Origin of the sequence: Amycolatopsis decaplanina DSM 44594 (genome assembly GCF_000342005.1) — a bacterium.
Lineage (GTDB): Bacteria > Actinomycetota > Actinomycetes > Mycobacteriales > Pseudonocardiaceae > Amycolatopsis > Amycolatopsis decaplanina.
On record NZ_AOHO01000019.1, the window covers coordinates 197874 to 215237 of the forward strand.

The window sequence follows — 17364 nt, forward strand, 5'->3', positions numbered from 1 at the left end:
TTGCTGGGAATTTTCTGACTCACCAGGCGCGGGTTCCGTTGCCCCCCGGCGACCTGGTAACAACGTTACGATCTTCGGACGTAGATCGTCAATCATTTCTTCGAGCAGTTTTCGAGTAGGCCGCAAGAAAAAAGGTGCAATAAACTCGCGCGCTTCGTGCGTAATTCATACGCGGCGGGCAAGTCAGGAGAAGAAGGCGTGGCGGCGCGCACGGGAACCTGATTCGGTGACCTCTTCCAGCTCCGATTTCCTGTTCGGGGGCGCGCCAGAAAGGCACGCCGCCTACGCCGCACTGCGCGAAAGCGGCCCGGTCCGCAGGATCACGCTCTCGTCCGGGACCAGCGGCTGGCTGGTGAGCGGCTACGCCGAGGTCCGCGCGGCGCTCGCGCACCCGGGGCTGAGCGGGCGCACCGGCGCCGTCGGCGACCGGCGCGGGCTGTCCGAGGACGTCCGGCTCGGCATGAACACGCATATGCTGAACCTCGATCCGCCGGATCACACCCGGCTCAGGAAGCTGGTGTCCGCCGCGTTCACCGTGCGCCGGATCGCCCAGCTGCGCCCGAGAATCGAGGCCATCACGGCCGAACTCCTCGACGCCGTCGCCGACTTCGACGAGGTCGACCTGATCAAGGCGCTCGCCCTGCCGCTGCCGATCCGGATCCTGACGGAGATGCTCGGCGTGCCGGAGGACGAGGCAGGAGCCTTCCACGGCTGGACCGAGATCCTCACCGCCAGCGCGCTCCCCGTCGACGAACTCGACGCGGCCGCCGCCGAAATGCTGCGCTACGTCAGGAAACTCCTCGCCGAGAAACGCGCGAACCCCGGCACGGACCTGCTTTCGGCGCTCGTCACGGTGCACGACGGCGAAGACCGGCTGACCGAACACGAGCTGACCTCGATGGTCTTCCTCCTGCTCATCGCCGGGCACGAGACCACCGTCCACCTCATCGGCAACGCCACCCTCGCCCTGCTCGAGAACCCGGGGCAGCTCGCCGCGCTGCGCGCGAACCCGGACGGAATGCCGGCCGCGGTGGAGGAATTCCTGCGCTACGAGAGCCCCGTGCACGCGGCGATGCGTTACGCCAACGAGCAAATCGAGCTCGGCGGCGTGACGATCCCGGCGGGATCGCTGGTCATCGTGTCGTTGCTGGCCGCCAACCGCGATCCCGCCCGCTTCACCGGCGCGGACGCGCTGGAACTCGACCGCGCGGACAACCCGCAGCTCGCTTTCGGACACGGCATCCACCACTGCCTCGGCGCGCCGATGGCCCGCCTCGAAGGCGGAATCGCGCTCTCCGCCCTGCTCACCCGATTCCCGGAGCTGCGCGCGGCCGTTCCCGCGGAGAGCCTCCGCTGGCGCGTCAGCATGGTGATGCACGGTCTCGAAGCCCTTCCCGTCCGCCTTCGCTGACGAATGTCCTTAAAGGACATTTTTGCCCGTGAACCGGGAGCCAAACCAGCAGGCTGGGATAAGACGCGCTCGAAACCGTGGTGCGACACTTTTCGAGACGATCACGAATTCGCGGTGCGTATCTCACGTCCGTGAGCCGCGTCATCTCCTATTCCTGGGAAGGGAGTAGAACGTGTCCCAAGACCTAGGCACCCCGGTCACGAGCACCCCGCCGCGGGGCGCTGCCCCGCCCGTGCGGACGCCGAAGAAGAAGACCAAGACGGGGCTGTCCGCACTGGCCGCCAAGCGCATCGCCGTACTCGGCGCGCTCGTCGCCGGCATCGCCTACGGGTGGGGTATCGGCGGGAACGCCGCACACTACGCGTACGCCGCCGCGGTTCGCAGCATGTCCTCGAACTGGCACAACTTCCTTTACGGTGCCTACGATCCCGCCGGGTTCATGAGTGTCGACAAGGCACCCGGCGCGCTCTGGCTCCAGGCGCTTTCCGTGCGTGCCTTCGGTTACGAGACCTGGGCACTGCTTTTGCCCGGCGCCATCGCCGGCGCCGTCTCGGTGTACGTGCTGTTCGTGCTCGTGCGCCGCTGGGCAGGGCACGCGCCCGCGGCGCTGGCCGCCGTCCTGCTCGCCGCGACACCGATCACGATCGCGGCCACCCGGGTCAACCTGCCCGACTCGACGCTGATCCTGACGCTGCTCGTCGCGACCTACGCCTTCTGGCGGGCGCTGGAGAAGGCGTCGCCGCGCTGGCTGCTGCTCACCGCCGCGCTCGTCGGCGTCGGCTTCCACATCAAGCTCGCCATGGCACTGGCCGTCCTTCCGGTGCTCGGGATCGTCTATCTCGTCGCCGCGCCGACGTCGACGGGACGCCGGGTCCTGCACCTGCTCGGTGCCGGTGCGGTCACCGCGGCGGTCTCCTCGATCTGGATGCTCATCGTCGGGTTGACGCCCGCGGGCTCCCGTCCGTACATGGACGGCAGCACTTCGAACTCGGTGTGGCAGATGGTCTGGTCCTACAACCTTTTCGACCGCGCGGACGCCGCGAAGACCGGGAACTCGGCCGAACTGCCCGTCCTGCCCGACGGCAAGGTCACGCCGGTCGACCAGGGTGGCGACACCGGTGTTTTCCGGATGTTCAACGACCTGATCGGCGGCCAGATCTCGTGGCTGCTGCCGCTGGCGGTGCTGCTGCTCGTCGTCGGCCTCGTCGCCGCCGGCCGCGCACCGCGCACCGACAAGACGCGCGCCGGCTGGCTGCTGTGGGGCGGCTGGCTCGTCCTCTACACCGGCGCGCTCAGCTTCTCGCAAAGCATCCACCCGTACTACACCAGCATCCTGGCACCGGCCATCGCCGCGATCGGCGGCGTCGGCCTGCACCTCGCCTGGACGAACCGCCGCTTCGCGTGGGCACTGCCGGTCGGCCTGCTCGCCACCGGCGCCTGGGCGTTCGTGCTGATGAGCCGCTCCAGCGACTACGTGCCGTGGCTGCGGCCTGTCGTCGCGATCGCCGCCGTCCTCGCCGCGGTGCTGGTCCTCGTGCGCCGCACCGGGAAGTTCGCCGTCGTGACCGGTGCCGTGGCCGGGGTCGCGCTGCTGGCCGGACCGGTCGCCTGGGCGGCGCCCGCCTTCCACCCGCCGACGGATCCGCGCACGGCGATGTTCCAGAACTTCAACCCCCTCGCGGGGCCGAACCCGAACGCGCTCTCCACCGGCATCGACCTGACCAAGTTCATGGCGGGCGGCCCGAAGCCCGGCGGACCAGGGCAGGCCATGCCGCTGCCCCCGCCGATCATGTTCCAGATGATGCCCTCCGACGCCGACCAGAAGCTCCTCGGTTTCCTCAAGGCCAACAACCGGGGCGAGCGCTTCGACCTGGCGACCTTCGGCGGCACCGGCGCCTCGCCCTACATCCGGGCCGGCCTGTCCGTGATGCCGATGGGCGGTTTCGTCGGCACCATGCCGATGCCGACCGCCGACGGTCTCGCCGACGCCGTCCACAGTGGACAGCTGAGGTACGTCCTGTTCGGCGGTTTCGCCTACGACAGCCCGACCGCGCTGGCCCGCAAGGACTGGGTGGTGCGCAACTGCACCCGGATCCCGCCGCCCGCCTACACCGCCAACCCGTGGATGGGCTTCACCTCCGCCCTGTTCGACTGCAAGCCGGGAGCGTGATGCCCCATGACGGCTGAACTCACCGCGGCACCCCGCGTCGCACCGGCGAGCCGCACGACGGCGACCGTCGAGATCGTCATCCCGGTGCTCAACGAGGAACGCGCCCTGCGCGGCTGTATCACCACGCTGAGCGCGTTCCTCGGCGACGGCTTCCCGTTCCCCTGGTCGATCACCATCGCCGACAACGGCAGCACCGACCGGACCTGGGAGATCGCCACCGAACTGGCCGAGCGGAACCCGCGCATCTCCGCGCGGCGGGTTCCCGTCCGCGGCCGGGGCGCGGCGATCAAGGCGACGTGGGGGTCCAGTACCGCCGACATCGTGGCCTACATGGACGTCGACCTCTCCACCGGTCTGGAGAGCCTGCTCCCCCTGATCGCGCCGCTGGTCAGCGGGCACTGCGAGATCACCATCGGGACCCGGCTCGGGCGCGGCTCGCGGATCCGCCGCAGCCTCAAACGCGAGATCGTCTCCCGTACCTACAACGCGATCACGCGGCATGTGTTCGGACTGCGCAGCACCGACACGTCCGCCGGATTCAAGGCGGCCCGGCGCGAGGCCGTGCTCGGGCTGCTGGACGCGGTCGAGGACGACCACTGGTTCTTCGACACCGAGATGCTGATGCTGGCCGAGCACAACGGCCTGCGGGTGCACGAGGTGCCGCTGGACTGGGTCGAGGACGTCGACTCGCGGGTCAAGGTCACCCAGACCGCGATGGGGAACCTGAAGGGCCTGGTCCGCGTGGGCCGGGCGATCGCCGCCGGGAAAGGACGGGTGGACGTGCCGGAGATCCCGCAGTTGCGCGCCACCCATCCGGACGCAGTGCTGGCCGAACCCCGGGCCGCGACCCTGGCGAAGTTCCTCGGGTTCGCGGTGATCGGCGTCATCTCGACAGTGCTCTACACGCTCTTGTATCTCCCCTTGCGCGTCCCGCTGACGCCCGCGGGGGCGAACCTGGTCGCGCTGGTGCTCGTCGGGGTGGCCAACACCGAGGCGAACCGGCGCTGGACGTTCAACCGCGGCGGCGGGCACCGGCTCGGCTTGCACACCCGGGCCGCGATCCTGTTCGCCACCACGTATCTGCTGACCACGCTGGCCGTGACCGGGCTCCACCTGATCGCCCCGGGTTCCGGGCCGGTCGTCGAACTGCTCGTGCTCATCGTCGCCTACGGGCTGATGACGCTGCTGCGGTTCGTGGCCCTCGACCGCTGGGTCTTCGCCCGGCACCGGAAGGAGCGCCGGTGAAGACGGCGGACATCACCCGGATCACCGAGATGGAGGACCACCACTGGTGGTTCCGGGAAAAGCGGCACATGCTCGCCGACGAACTGAAGCGGCTCGGCCCGCCCGGCCGCGCGCTCGACATCGGCGCGGCGGGCGGCGGCAACACGCGGGTACTGCGCTCGCGCGGCTGGGACGTCGTCGCCACGGACTACGACGAGAACGCCGTCGAGATCGCTCGCTCACGCGGTCTCGACGCGATCCACGCCGACGCCCGTGACCTGCCGCTGCCGTCCTCGTCGTTCGATCTGGTGGTGGCGTTCGAGATCCTCGAGCACATCCAGGAAGACGACCAGGCCGCGGCGGAGCTGTTCCGGGTGCTGCGGCCCGGCGGCTCCGCGCTGATCAGCGTTCCGTCCGGAATGGACCTGTGGTCGGCGCACGACGTCGCGGTGCACCACGTGCGCCGCTACGACCGGGCTTCGCTGCGGAAGGTCATCGAGGACGCCGGCTTCGTCGTCGACGAACTGTGGAGCTGGAACGTCCTGCTCCGGCCGGTGGTGGCGCTGCGGCGGCGTTCGGCGCGCGGCAACGAACTCAACGAGCACACACCCTGGCTGGTCAACCGCGCCCTGACCGCGATCGTCACGGCCGAGCGCTACCTGCCGACCCGCTCCCGCCGCGGCGTGTCGCTGATCCTGAAGGCCCACAAGCCCTAGCGGAAGTACATGAAGGCCCCCTTCCTTGCGCCTGGCGCAAGGAAGGGGGCCTTCATGTACTTCGCCTAGGCCGCGCGGAGGCCGGCCGGCGGGACGTCCCAGGCGGTGCCTCGGTGCTCGAGGTACCAGTCCACCGTCTTCGCCATGCCTTCCTCCAGCGAGACAAGGGATTCCGGCTCGATGCCGACGGAAAGCAGCGTCGAAACATCGGCCGTGACCGGGGTGTTCGGTGTCTCACCCGGCCGCATGGGCAGATCGGTGATGCCCACCCGCGAGTGACCGCGCTGCTCGCACAGGTCGATCACCAGCTCCGCCACTTCGCGGATCGTGACCGACTCGGCGGGCCCGATCTCCACCGTGTTCTCCAGCACCCGCCCCTCGGCGGCGGCCTCCAAAGAGGACACCAGGGTGCGAGCGACGTCGCCGACCCACACCATGTCCGAGATCTGCCGTCCACCGCCGTAGAGCTCCACCGGTATCCCGGACAGCGCCCGGCAGATCAGCGCCGGGGTGATCTTGCGGACCTTCCCCGCGGCGAACGGCGGCGCGGCCTTCTGGCGCGGGCCGTAGGCGTTCACCGCGCGGACGCAGTTCACGCGGGTGCCGCGATCGGCGTTGAACATGCGGACGAACCGCTCGACCGTGGTCTTCGAGATCGAGTAGCTGTTGTTCATCCAGTGGTTGCCGACGCAGATGTACACGCCGGGCAGGTCGTACTGGGCGACCGCTTCGAGGAAGTTCAGGCCGCCCATGACGTTGGTCTCCACCGCGGGGCGCGGATTGGTGATCGTCTCCTGGGTGCCCAGCACGGCCGCCAGATGGATGATCCCGTCGCAATGCGCCGCGAGCTCGGTCAGCGCCGTCGCGTCGCGGATGTCGCCCAGCATGACCTCCCACGGCTCGCCGTCCCCCTCACCACGATGGTCGAACACGACCGGCGTGTGCCCTCGCGCGGCGAGCTCCTCGCAGACGTATCGCCCGATGAACCCGGTGCCACCGGTAACACCAACCTTCATTTTAGCCACCTTTGCCCGATAGGCTGGGAATTCCAGGACTTTCCTTTTCGCAGAATCCCATTGGCGGCTCGGCCCGGACGCCTCCAATACTGCCTCGAAAGGCAGTATCGGCAGGCGGTGTCAGCCCAGGAACTTCGCCAGCGCGTCGATGACCTGAGCGGGCTGTTCCTCGGAAAGGTAATGCCCCGCCCCGGCGATCTTGACCACCTGCGGATCCACCGCCTTCGACGGCATCACCTGGACGAAGTACTGGTGGTTGAACTCCCCGGCGAGGCCCAGCACCGGCATGGTCAGCTTCCCGTACGCCGAGCCGGCCGCGATGTCCTGGTTGAGCGTCCGGTACCACCCGTTGCCCGCACGGACGGCCTCCCGCGTGTCGTAGGCCCGCGCGTAGACGCTCCGGTCGAAGTCGCTCACCGCCGCCGGCACCACCGAGAGCTGGTCGATCATCGCGTCCACGACGTAGCGCGAGCGACCGGAGATGAGCTGCTCCGGCAGGCCTTGCAGCTGGTTGAACGCCCACCACCACGGCGAGAACTGGCCGGGCGCGCTGGGCAGCAGCGGCAGCTGATAGAGGCTCTTGTCGGGCGCGACCACGTCCATCAGCGCCAGCTTCCCGACCGCTTGCGGATACTTGATCCCGTAACTGTGCGCGACCATCGCGCCGATGTCGTGGCCGACCAGATCCGCCTTGGCGTACCCGAGCCCGGCGAGCAGTGCGTGGACGTCGGCGGCCATCGTCTCCTTGTCGTAGCCCGCCGCCGGCTTCGACGATCCGCCCATCCCCCGCAGGTCGACGGCGATCACGCGATGGTTCGCGGCCAGCGCCGGCATCACCTTGTGGAACGCCCACCACGTCTCCGGCCAGCCGGGCAGCAGCACCACCGGGCTGCCGGAACCACCGGCGACGTAATGCAGGCGGACGCCGTTGACGTCGGCGTAGGAGCTTTCGAATTTGCCGGGCAGCGAGCGTGCGAGCGCCGCGTCCGAATGTTTCCACCCTGTGTTCGCGCCGGAGGCTCCCGTCGCCGTTCCCCCCAGCAGTACCACCGCCGCGACCGCGGCCAGCGCGGTCATGACCCGCTTGAACTTGCGCATGAATTTCTCTCCCACCGCCAGGAAAATGGCCATTGACACACCTATGATCAGCCGATCGGCCGACAGGCGCGTCTTGCGTGTTGCGGAGGAAAAGAAAAGAAAACTCGTGAGTGGTAAGGACGGTTAGAACCGTCCCTACCACTCACGAGTCGATTTCAGGCCGCGCGCGATTCGCGACCGGGGCGAGGCAGCTCCGTCACCGTCGCCCCGGGGACGGGACGCCGCCGGTTGGCCCGCAGCACCTTGAGCATCAGGCCGGGCTTCATCAGCGCGGTCGGCGGATCGATCAGCCCGGCCACCCGCATGAACGCCGCCGTGATGTCCGGATCGAGCGTCGCGGCGTACTGGAGTTTCGCCATGTACGCGTTGCCCATCTTGACCTTGAGCGTCCGCTTCCCCTCCGCGCCGGGGAAGTCGAGGTCGCCGCTGGTCGAGATCTCCCACGGGTCGTTGACGACCTTGCCGATCTCGCGCAGGAACCTCCGCGAATCCGGCTCGGACCGCCGGGTGAGGTGCTCGCGCAGCGCGATCGCCTCCATCGACGCGACCGTCATGCCCTGGCCGTACACCGGGTTGAAGCTGCAGAACGCGTCACCGAGAACGAACAGCCGCTCCGGGAACCGCTTGAGCCGTTCGTAGCGCCGCCGCGAACTCGCCGGGAACTTGAACGTCACCGGCTCGATCAGCGGCTGCGCGTCCTTCACCGCTTCGTAGATCTCCGGAACCGGCAACGACTTCACGTACTCGAGATAGCCGCGCGGGTCGGTCGGCGGATGGTCGCCGAGGATCCCGGTGAGCGAAAGGATGCACTCGTCTTCGTTGACCTGACCGAAGAACGCGCCCCTCGGATGCGCGGGCGAGGCGACCGGGTTGATCGATTGCCAGCCGTCGAACATCTCCGGCCGCTTGCGGAACATCCGGGTGGTGTAGGCCAGCCCGATCTTCACCCGCTCCTCGGCGGGCCGTTCGAAGCCCAGTTCCTCCAGCCACACCGGCGTTCGCGAACCGCGTCCGGAGGCGTCGACGACCAGGTCCGCGCCGAGCCGTTCCTCCTCCGACGAGCCGTCGCGTGCCTGCACGCGGACCCCGATGATCCGCTTGCCCTCACGCGTGGCGAGCAGCCCGTGGACGTCGGTGCGTTCGCGGTAGGTGACGTTCGGGATCGCAGCGGTGCGCTGCCGGAGGTGATGCTCCAGTACCGGCCGCAACGCCGTGATCGACGGCAGTCCGCTGTCGGCGGGTTCGACCTGCTTCCCGTTGAAGTACCACTTCATCCGCGCGAGGTCGCCGACCGGGACACCGGAGTCCCGGAGTTCCTCGAGCAGGTTCGGGAAGAGCTCTTCGAGGATGAAGTAACCGCGCGCGTGCAGCCCGTGCGCGTGCCACGTGTGCGGGGTCCCGCGCCGCGGCTTGTCGACGCCGAGCACCTTGTCGCGATCGACGACCACGACCTCGCGATAGAACTCGGAAAGCACCCTCGCCGCCAGGGTGCCGGCGACACTGCCGCCGATCACCACCGCGCGTTTGCCGACGGGTTCGTTCATGACCATGGCTCCTTGGTGCTCAGGCCGCGAGGTCGTCGGACACCGGCGGGGCTTGACCGATCGTGGCGGCGGGGGTGAGGGGTTCGGCCGTCTTGACGCGCCGCGCGGTGCGCAGCACGCCGACCACCAGGCTCGGCCGCATCAACGCGGTCGGCGGGTCGACCAGGCCCGCGGCCCGGAAGAACGCCTCGGTGAACCGGCCGTCGACGGTCGCCGCGGAGTGCAGCTTCGCCATGAAGGCGTTGCCCATCTTGACCTTCAGCGGACGCGGGCCCTCGACGCCGGGGAAGGCGAGGTCCCCGCCCGCCGAGATGTCCCATGGTACGTCGATGATCGGGCTGATCTCCTTGAAGAACCGGAGCGGGCGCACGCCGCCGTCGTCGAGATGTGCGCCCAGCCGGTCGGCCTCCATGGCCGCGACCGTCATGCCCTGGCCGTACACCGGGTTGAACGCGCAGACGCCGTCCCCGATCACCAGCAGGCCCTCGGGGAAACGACGCAGCTTGTCGAACCGGCGGCGGACGCTGGCGGGCACCTTGAAGCTGGTGATCTCGCTGATCGGCTTCGCGGTGCGTACGGCCCGGTAGATCTCGGGCGCGTCCAGTGTCTTGGCGAATTCGAGGAAACCCTTCGCGTCACGCGGCGGGTGGTCCCCGAGCAGACCGGTCTGCGACAGCAGGGCGACGTTCCCCGGCAGGTTCACGAAGAAGGCGCCGCGCGGGTTGGCGGGCGAGGCGACCGGGTTGATCGCCAGGTCGTCGCCGAACGGGTCGGAGTCCAGCTCGAACAGCCGCGAGGTGTAGGCGAGGTCGATCTTGATCTTCTCTTCGGCAGGGCGTTCGTAGCCGAGTTCCTCCAGCCACACCGGCGAACGGCTGCCGCGGCCGGTGGCGTCGACGATCAGGTCCGCGAGGAGCGTCTCGGGCTCGGCGTCTTCGCCGGTCACGCGGACGCCGGTGACCCGCGAGTGGTCATCGGTCGCGACCAGCGACTGGATCACCGTGCGCTCACGGACCTCGACGCCTGCCAGCGCGACGACGCGGGCGCGGACGTGCTCTTCCAGCTCCGGGCGGGTCGCGGACACGCTGAGCAGGCCGGATTCCTTCTGCCGCAGGCGTTTCCCGTTGAAGTACCAGCGCAGACTGCCGGAGAGGTCACCGCTGGGGATGCCGTCGGCGGTCAGCTCGGCCTGCAGGCCGGGGAAGAGGTCTTCGAGGATCTGCTGGCCTCGTGCGAGCAGCGCGTGCGCGTGGTGCGCCTGCGGCACGCCGCGGCGGGTGCCGGAGACGCCGACGATCGTGTCACGCTCGACGATCACGACGGAGCGGTAGCGTTCCGAAAGTACGCGGGCGGTCAGCAGGCCGGCCATGCCGCCGCCGAGCACGACGGCGCGTTCGCCAAGGTATTCGCCCATCGCGGGATTCCTCCAATAGGTCATCGGCCGGGCCGTCGGAGTCCGACACGGGAAGAATCGTCGTCCACGTGGGGCCGGGTAGCGTCTCTTCGACTGCGGTTTCGGAAAAACGTTGTGCGGCAACAAGTTCTCGAGTGGATCTCAATTCACGGTTGTTAGCGTCGGTCAAGTAAATCCGGCTGTCGGCGTAGTTGGAGAGGTGTCATGCGCGCAACGACCCAGATCCTCGTGATCGGTGGTGGGCCGGCGGGTTCCACCGCTGCCGGGCTTCTGGCCAAAGAGGGCTTCGAAGTCACTCTTCTGGAGCGGGACCATTTCCCGCGCTACCACATCGGCGAATCGCTGCTGCCCTCGTGCCGCCCGATCCTCGAACGCCTCGGGGTGTGGGACAAGATCGCCGCGGCCGGGTTCCAGCCCAAGGGCGGTGCCTACTACTTCTGGGGTCCCGAGGAATGGGAGGTGCGCTTCCGGCCGCACGGCCGCGACGGCAGCACCAGCGCGTGGCAGGTCATCCGCGCCGACTTCGACAAGATCCTGCTCGACCACGCGCGCGAGGTCGGCGTCGACGTCACCGAGGGCATCGCGGTGAAGAAGCTCGACTTCGACGGCGACCGCCCGGTCGCGGCGCACTGGGCCGAGGCGAAGAACCCGGCCAACACGGGCCGGATCGAATTCGACTACCTCGTCGACGCCTCCGGCCGCGGCGGCGTGATGGCCACCAAGTACCTGAAGAACCGCAAGTTCCACAACGTCTTCCGCAACGTCGCGGCCTGGTCGTACTGGAAGGACGCGAAGGAGCTCGACCGCGGGCCGAGTGGCGCGATCACCGTCGCCTCCGTCGGTGACGGCTGGTTCTGGGGGATCCCGCTGCCCGACGGCACCTTGAGCGTCGGGCTCGTCACCGGAAGGGACTCCTTCAACGCCGCGCGCAACGAACTCGGCGGTGTGGATCCGGTGTACCACAAGGCGATCGGCGACTGCCCGGCGATACAGCAACTGCTGGTCGAGGCCGAGCAGGTCACCGAGATCAAGGTCGAACAGGACTATTCGTACGCGGCCGAGCAGTTCCAGGGTCCCGGCTTCCTGCTCGCCGGCGACGCCGCGTGCTTCCTCGACCCCCTGCTGTCGACCGGCGTGCACCTTGGCACGTACAGCGCGCTGATCGGCACCGCCGCGATCGGCAGCGTCATCCGCGGTGAGATCAGCGAGACCGAGGCCTGGGACTTCTACGAAGTCGTCTACCGCCGCGCCTACGAACGGCTGCTGGTGCTGGTGTCGACCTTCTACGAGAGCTACCGCGGCAAGGAGCACCACTTCTTCCGCGCGCAGCAGCTGTCCGAAAAGGACTGGATGGGGATGGATGTGCAGGCCGCGTTCGACCGGTTCGTCACCGGCATCGCCGACCTCGAGGACACCGAGGAGGTCTACCGCCGGATCCAGGGTCACCTGCTCGGCGACGAGAGCGGCAAGCACAACCCGCTGGACAACCTAAACCGCGTCCACGAGCACAAGCAGGCTCCGGAAAAGCCCGAAAAGGCGATCAACGGGCTGTACCTGAGCTACGAGCCGCAGATCGGCATCCGGCGCGCGTGAGCGCCTTCACTCCTTCACCGGCCTAGGGAAAGGTTCCTCATGTCAGCCACGCTCCACGGTATGCCCGAGCGGTTCGACGTCATCGTCATCGGTGGCGGCCCGGCGGGCGCGACCTGCGCCGGGCTCCTCGCGAAGGAGGGGCATACGGTCCTGGTCCTCGAACGCGAACGGTTCCCCCGCTATCACATCGGCGAATCCCTGATCCCGGTCGGCATGCGCCCGCTGCAGGAACTGGACCTGCTCGAACGTATGGAGGCCCGCGGCTTCGAGCGCAAGTACGGCGGCAGCCTGGTGTGGGGAAACCGGGACGTGCCTTGGAACTTCTCGTTCATGAAGGCCGCGGAAGGCACCTACGCCTACCACACCCGCCGCGCCGACCTCGACACGCTGATCCTCGACCGCGCCCGCGAACTCGGCGCGTACGTCGTGGAGGAGACGACGGTCAAGGACGTGCTCCAGTCAGACACCGGCCGGGTCACCGGTGTCCGGTTCACCCTGCGCGGTTCGGCCGGCGATTACGAGGCCACCGCCTCATTGGTCATCGACGCGTCCGGTCAGTCACGGGTGATCGGCCGGAAGTTCAGCGACATCACCTGGCACAACGAGCTCCGCAACGTCGCGGTCTGGACCTACTACGACAACTGCGACCGGCTGCCCGGTGACGAGTGGACCAACATCCTCATCGAAGGCACCGACGACGGCTGGTTCTGGGGCATCCCGATCGACAAGGGCACGATGAGCGTCGGCTATGTGACCAAGTCGGACATCGCCAACGCGGACGACCAGTCCCTGGAACAGCTCTTCGTGACCGAGCGGGACAAGACCACCCGGCTCAAGGGGCTGCTGGCCAACGCCCGCCAGCACGCGGGGTACCGGACGGCACGGGACTGGTCCTACACCAACGAAACGTTCTACGGCGACGGCTGGGCGCTCGTCGGCGACGCGGCCGCGTTCGTCGACCCGCTGTTCTCCACCGGTGTCGCACTGGCCACGCTGGCGGGCAGCTCACTGTCCAAAGTGGTCCACCGGATCCTGGAACACCCGGCCATCGAGGAGAAGGCGCTCGACCGGTACGCCGGGAACTACCGCGCGTTCTTCGACGAGATCCGCACCTTCGTCGAGCGGTTCTACGACCGGACGAAGTACAAGGAGTACTACTACGATCTCGCGCAGGAGGTCGTGGACCCCGAACAGCTCCACGCGCCGAGCATCGACTTCGTCACGCTGGTCTCCGGGCTGTCGGGCAAGCACCCGCTGCTGAACATCAGTCTCGACGACCTGATCGCGAACGTCACCGAACCCTGATCGGGAAGGGGCATGGTGAAGATCGAACCCCGCACCGGTCACCGGGCGCTGTGGGTCTACCTGGGACTGGTCGTGGTCCCCGTCGTGATCGCGATCATCCTGCTGGGACAGGGCGAAGACGGCGATGTCGTCGCCAAGACGGAGGCGGCCGCCGGGCCACCGCTGGTGCAACTGCTGCTGGCGATCGCCGTGGTGGTCGGAGCCTGCAAGGTGGTGGGCCGGCTGGCCCAGTGGATCGGGCAGCCCGCGGTGATCGGCGAGATCACCGCGGGTGTCCTGCTGGGCCCGTCGGTGCTCGGCGCGCTGTGGCCTTCGGGCGCGGCCGTGCTGATCCCGAAGGCGACGGTGCCGCAACTGAACGTCGTGGCACAGCTCGGCGTGATCTTCTTCGTGTTCCTCGCCGGGCTGGAACTGAACACGAAACTGCTGCGCGGACGCGGGCGGCTCGCGCTGGTCGTCAGCCACGTCAGCATCGCGCTGCCGTTCCTGCTCGGCGTCGGGCTCGCCATGCTCGCCTACACCCGGTTCTCCGCCGGCGGCGGATTCCTGCCGTTCGCGCTCTTCTTCGGCGTGTCGATGAGCATCACGGCGCTGCCGGTGCTGGTGCGGATCCTGCACGAGATCGGGCTCTTCCGCAGCGAGATCGGCGTGGTCGCGCTGACCTGCGCGGTGGTCGACGACGTGACCGCGTGGAGCCTGCTGGCGCTGGTGATCGCGCTGACCACGGCGTCCTCGCTGTTCGGAGTGGTACTGACGGTCGTGCTGACGGCGGCGTTCGTCGCGCTGCTCGGCCTGGTCGTCCGGCCACTGCTGCGGAAGTTCGTGGCCAGGGCTCCGGCGGCACGACTGCACAGGGTCGCGCCGCTGTCGGTGGTCGGCGTGCTGGTGTGCGCGATGGCGACCGAATGGATCGGGGTGCACGCGATGTTCGGCGCGTTCGTGTTCGGCGTGGTCTTCCCCCGGGACAACCCGATCGCGACCTGGCTGCACGACAAGGCGGGCGGGCTCACGACGGCGTTGATGCTGCCGTTGTTCTTCGCCTACAGCGGGTTGCGCACCGACATCGGCCTGCTTTCCGGCGGCGGCGCGTGGCTCTGGTGCGGCGCGATCCTGCTCGTGGCCGTCGCGGGCAAGTTCGGCGGCTCGGCACTGGCCGCGCGGGCGGTCGGCGAGAACTGGAACCGGTCGCTGCAGGTGGGCGCGCTGATGAATTGCCGTGGCCTGACCGAACTGGTCGTCCTCAACATCGGGCTCGACCTCGGCGTGCTCTCCCCGGCGCTGTTCACCATGATGGTGATCATGGCGCTGGTCTCGACCGCGATGGCGGCGCCGATGGCGACCTGGTTCGCCCGGCGTGACGGCCGGAACGTGGTGGATTTCCCCGGCCGCACCTGGAAACGTGCGGCAGCCTGACGCACCGGCAAGCGGGAAGACGCCTGGCCGTCCACCCGCTGCGAAGCTGGACCAGTCGACGATCTAGGAGGTCAAGGTGTCGAGCACCGATGTTCCGACGCGGGAGGAACTGGTTCGCCGCGTGGCCGAACTGGCACCCGCACTGAAGAAGCACTCGGCCTGGCAGGAACAGAACCGGCGGGTGCACGAGGAATCCATCGAAGCGCTGGCCGAGGCCGGCGTCTTCAAACTGCGCCGCCCCAAGCGTTACGGCGGCTACGAAGCCGACACCCGCACCCTGGTCGACGTCGCCACCGAGATCGGCCGGGCCGACGGCTCGACCTCCTGGGTGGCCTCGGTGTACTGGATCCCGACCTGGATGGCCTGCCAGTTCCCGGAGGCGGTGCAGGACGAGGTGTTCGCCACCCCGGACGTGCGCGTCTGCGGCACGCTGAGCCCGTCCGCGATGGCCGCACCGGTCGACGGCGGGGTCGTGGTGAACGGCAAATGGGGCTTCATCAGCGGAGCGCTGCACGCGCAGTGGCAGGAGATCATCGCGATCCTCGTGCCGCCGGAGGGCGAGCCGTACCCGATCATGGCGCTGGTTCCGATCTCGGATCTGCTGATCGTGGACGACTGGGACACCTCGGGCCTGCGCGGCACCGGGAGCGTGTCGACGGTGGCCCAGGACGTCTTCATCCCGGCGGAGCGGGTACTCCCGCTGCCGGCGGTGCTGGAAGGTCAGGGCGCCGCTTCGGCGTCGATCTACCGGGCGCCGCTGCTTCCGGTCGCCTCGGCCTCTTCGGTGGGCACGCTGGTGGGAATGGCGAAAGCCGCGCAGGACACCTTCCTCAAGCGTCTGCCGGACCGCAAGATCACCTACACCGCCTACGACTCGCAGCGCGAAGCCCCGATCACGCACCACCAGGTGGCCGAGTCGGCGATGAAGATCGACGAGGCGGAGTTCCACGCGCACCGTCTGTCCACTTTGGTCGACACGAAGACCGCGGACGGCACCCCGTGGAAACTCGAGGAGCGCGCGATCGCGCGGGCCGACCTCGGCGCCGTGGTCCGCCTGGCCAAGGAAGGCATCGACATCCTGGCCACCGCTTCCGGTGGCTCGTCGATCTACCACGGCATCCCGATCCAGCGCATCGCCCGCGACGTCGCCGCGGTCAACCTCCACGCGCTGATGCACCCCAACACCAACACCGAGCTGTACGGCCGCGTGCTCTGCGGGCTCGAGCCGAACACCCTCTACATCTAGGAGGATCCTCCGATGACCACGACCGAAACCGGCACCGGCACCGCCGCCGACCAGGCGGCGATCGCGGCGCTGACCCAGAAGGTGATCGCCGCGTGGGCCTACCACGACGCCGACGCCTTCGCCGGTGTCTTCACCGAAGACGGCACGATGATCCTTCCCGGCGTCTACAAGAAGGGCCGCGACGAAATCCGGTCGTTCCTCGTGGAATCCTTCGCGGGGAACTACAAGGGCACGCAGGTCACCGGCCGCCCACTGGAGATCCGTTTCTTCACCCCGGACTCCGGCGTCCTGATCACCCAGGGCGGCGTGCTCGGCCCCGGCGAGACCGAGGTCGCGGACTCCCAGTCGATCCGCGCCTCGTGGACGGTCGTCAAGCGGGACGGCGCCTGGCGGCTGGCGTCCTATCAGAACACCCCGGCCAAGCAGCAGCTGCCCAAGCCGGGCACGGTCGCCTGACCCTCCCCACACCGGAACCCGGGCCTCCCCTCCTCAGGGCCCGGGTTCCGTTCTGTCCGGGCTCGGGGCGCGAGACTTCGATCAGCGAACGGCCACGGGCGTGCTTTGGCCGCGGGCCGGTCCTATGGCCTCTTTGTCGACCGGGTGCCGGCGAAGAAACTGGGCAGATGAGTGTTGTAAAAGGATCAGTGCATCTCGTGCGGCGTCCGGTCGTCACCGTTGTGGCCGGTATGTCCATGCTGCTGGTGCCCGCTGTCGCCGAGGCGGCTGTCCCGCCGGTCGCGGCGAGTTCGAGCGCGGCCATCGCTCAGCAGCCTTCTCAGCAGGACCGGACCTTTCTACGCAAGGCTCACCAGGGAAACCTGGCGGAGATCGCCGGCGGGCGGCTTGCTGTGCGTAAGGGCACCTGCCATGCGGTGCGCCGTATCGGCGGCACGCTCGTCACAGACCATTCCCGGCTCGATCGTGATGTCCGCGTGGTCGCCGATCGGTTCGACGTGAGGTTGCCGACGGAGCCGTCCGCCGAGCAGCGGCGACAGCTGGCACGGGTGGCGCGCCTGTCCGGAAGTGCCTTCGACCGGGCCTGGTTACGGCTACAGATCAAACAGCATCAGGAAGCACGGCGGCTTGGTCAGCAGGAACTGCGGCACGGTCATGCCCCTGCGGTGAAGGCACTGGCCGCCAAGGCTGGCCCCGTCATCGAGCACCACCTACGACAGCTCCAGAAAGCTCTGGCCCACTGCTGAGGACTCGAAGCT

The 17364-nt window shown here is 68.5% G+C and carries 14 protein-coding genes; 10 read left to right on the plus strand and 4 right to left on the minus strand.

Annotated features, from left to right (window positions below):
• Positions 1–226 precede the first annotated feature (226 nt).
• The 4 genes from H074_RS02205 to H074_RS02220 all read left to right on the plus strand — a co-directional run bounded on the left by H074_RS02205 (position 227) and on the right by H074_RS02220 (position 5521).
• Positions 227–1411, plus strand: coding sequence for a cytochrome P450 family protein (locus H074_RS02205; protein ID WP_007028382.1), 1185 nt, complete (start codon positions 227–229; stop codon positions 1409–1411).
• 172 nt (positions 1412–1583) lie between these two features.
• Positions 1584–3581 carry an ArnT family glycosyltransferase gene (locus H074_RS02210; RefSeq protein WP_039921233.1) on the plus strand — a complete coding sequence of 666 codons (1998 nt, stop codon included), beginning with the start codon at positions 1584–1586 and terminating at the stop codon, positions 3579–3581.
• Positions 3582–3587: 6 nt separating this feature from the next.
• Positions 3588–4826, plus strand: coding sequence for a glycosyltransferase (locus H074_RS02215; protein ID WP_007028384.1), 1239 nt, complete (start codon positions 3588–3590; stop codon positions 4824–4826).
• On the plus strand, positions 4823–5521 hold the full coding sequence (locus H074_RS02220; protein WP_007028385.1) for a class I SAM-dependent methyltransferase: 699 nt from the start codon (positions 4823–4825) through the stop codon (positions 5519–5521). Before H074_RS02215 ends, H074_RS02220 begins: the two co-directional genes overlap by 4 nt.
• 65 nt (positions 5522–5586) lie before the next feature.
• Here the strand turns inward: H074_RS02220 and H074_RS02225 are convergent, their stop codons facing one another.
• The 4 genes from H074_RS02225 to H074_RS02240 form a co-directional block, all read right to left on the minus strand.
• Positions 5587–6537 carry an NAD-dependent epimerase/dehydratase family protein gene (locus H074_RS02225; protein ID WP_007028386.1) on the minus strand — a complete coding sequence of 317 codons (951 nt, stop codon included), beginning with the start codon at positions 6535–6537 and terminating at the stop codon, positions 5587–5589.
• Between the two features lie 120 nt (positions 6538–6657).
• Entirely contained in the window at positions 6658–7668 is a 1011-nt protein-coding gene (locus H074_RS02230; RefSeq protein ID WP_007028387.1) for an alpha/beta fold hydrolase, read from the minus strand.
• Positions 7669–7790: 122 nt separating this feature from the next.
• Complete coding sequence (locus tag H074_RS02235) at positions 7791–9179, minus strand: FAD-dependent oxidoreductase (RefSeq protein WP_039921276.1); 1389 nt, start codon at positions 9177–9179, stop codon at positions 7791–7793.
• A gap of 19 nt (positions 9180–9198) precedes the next feature.
• Entirely contained in the window at positions 9199–10593 is a 1395-nt protein-coding gene (locus H074_RS02240; protein ID WP_007028389.1) for an NAD(P)/FAD-dependent oxidoreductase, read from the minus strand.
• A gap of 204 nt (positions 10594–10797) precedes the next feature.
• Here H074_RS02240 and H074_RS02245 point away from each other — a divergent pair, with 204 nt between their 5' ends.
• The 6 genes from H074_RS02245 (at position 10798) to H074_RS02270 (ending at position 17352) form a co-directional block, all read left to right on the plus strand.
• The gene (locus H074_RS02245; RefSeq protein WP_007028390.1) at positions 10798–12186 is read left to right on the plus strand and encodes an NAD(P)/FAD-dependent oxidoreductase; all 1389 of its coding nucleotides are present in this window, start codon (positions 10798–10800) and stop codon (positions 12184–12186) included.
• Between the two features lie 39 nt (positions 12187–12225).
• A complete protein-coding gene (locus H074_RS02250) occupies positions 12226–13491 on the plus strand; it encodes an NAD(P)/FAD-dependent oxidoreductase (protein WP_007028391.1) in 1266 nt (421 codons plus the stop codon).
• A gap of 12 nt (positions 13492–13503) precedes the next feature.
• Complete coding sequence (locus H074_RS02255) at positions 13504–14904, plus strand: cation:proton antiporter domain-containing protein (RefSeq protein WP_007028392.1); 1401 nt, start codon at positions 13504–13506, stop codon at positions 14902–14904.
• 76 nt (positions 14905–14980) lie between these two features.
• Positions 14981–16150 carry an acyl-CoA dehydrogenase family protein gene (locus tag H074_RS02260; RefSeq protein WP_007028393.1) on the plus strand — a complete coding sequence of 390 codons (1170 nt, stop codon included), beginning with the start codon at positions 14981–14983 and terminating at the stop codon, positions 16148–16150.
• A 12-nt stretch (positions 16151–16162) separates the two neighbouring features.
• Positions 16163–16606, plus strand: a complete 444-nt coding sequence (locus tag H074_RS02265; RefSeq protein ID WP_007028394.1) for an SgcJ/EcaC family oxidoreductase — start codon at positions 16163–16165, stop codon at positions 16604–16606.
• A gap of 167 nt (positions 16607–16773) precedes the next feature.
• Positions 16774–17352, plus strand: coding sequence for a DUF4142 domain-containing protein (locus H074_RS02270; protein ID WP_083920362.1), 579 nt, complete (start codon positions 16774–16776; stop codon positions 17350–17352).
• Positions 17353–17364 lie beyond the last annotated feature (12 nt).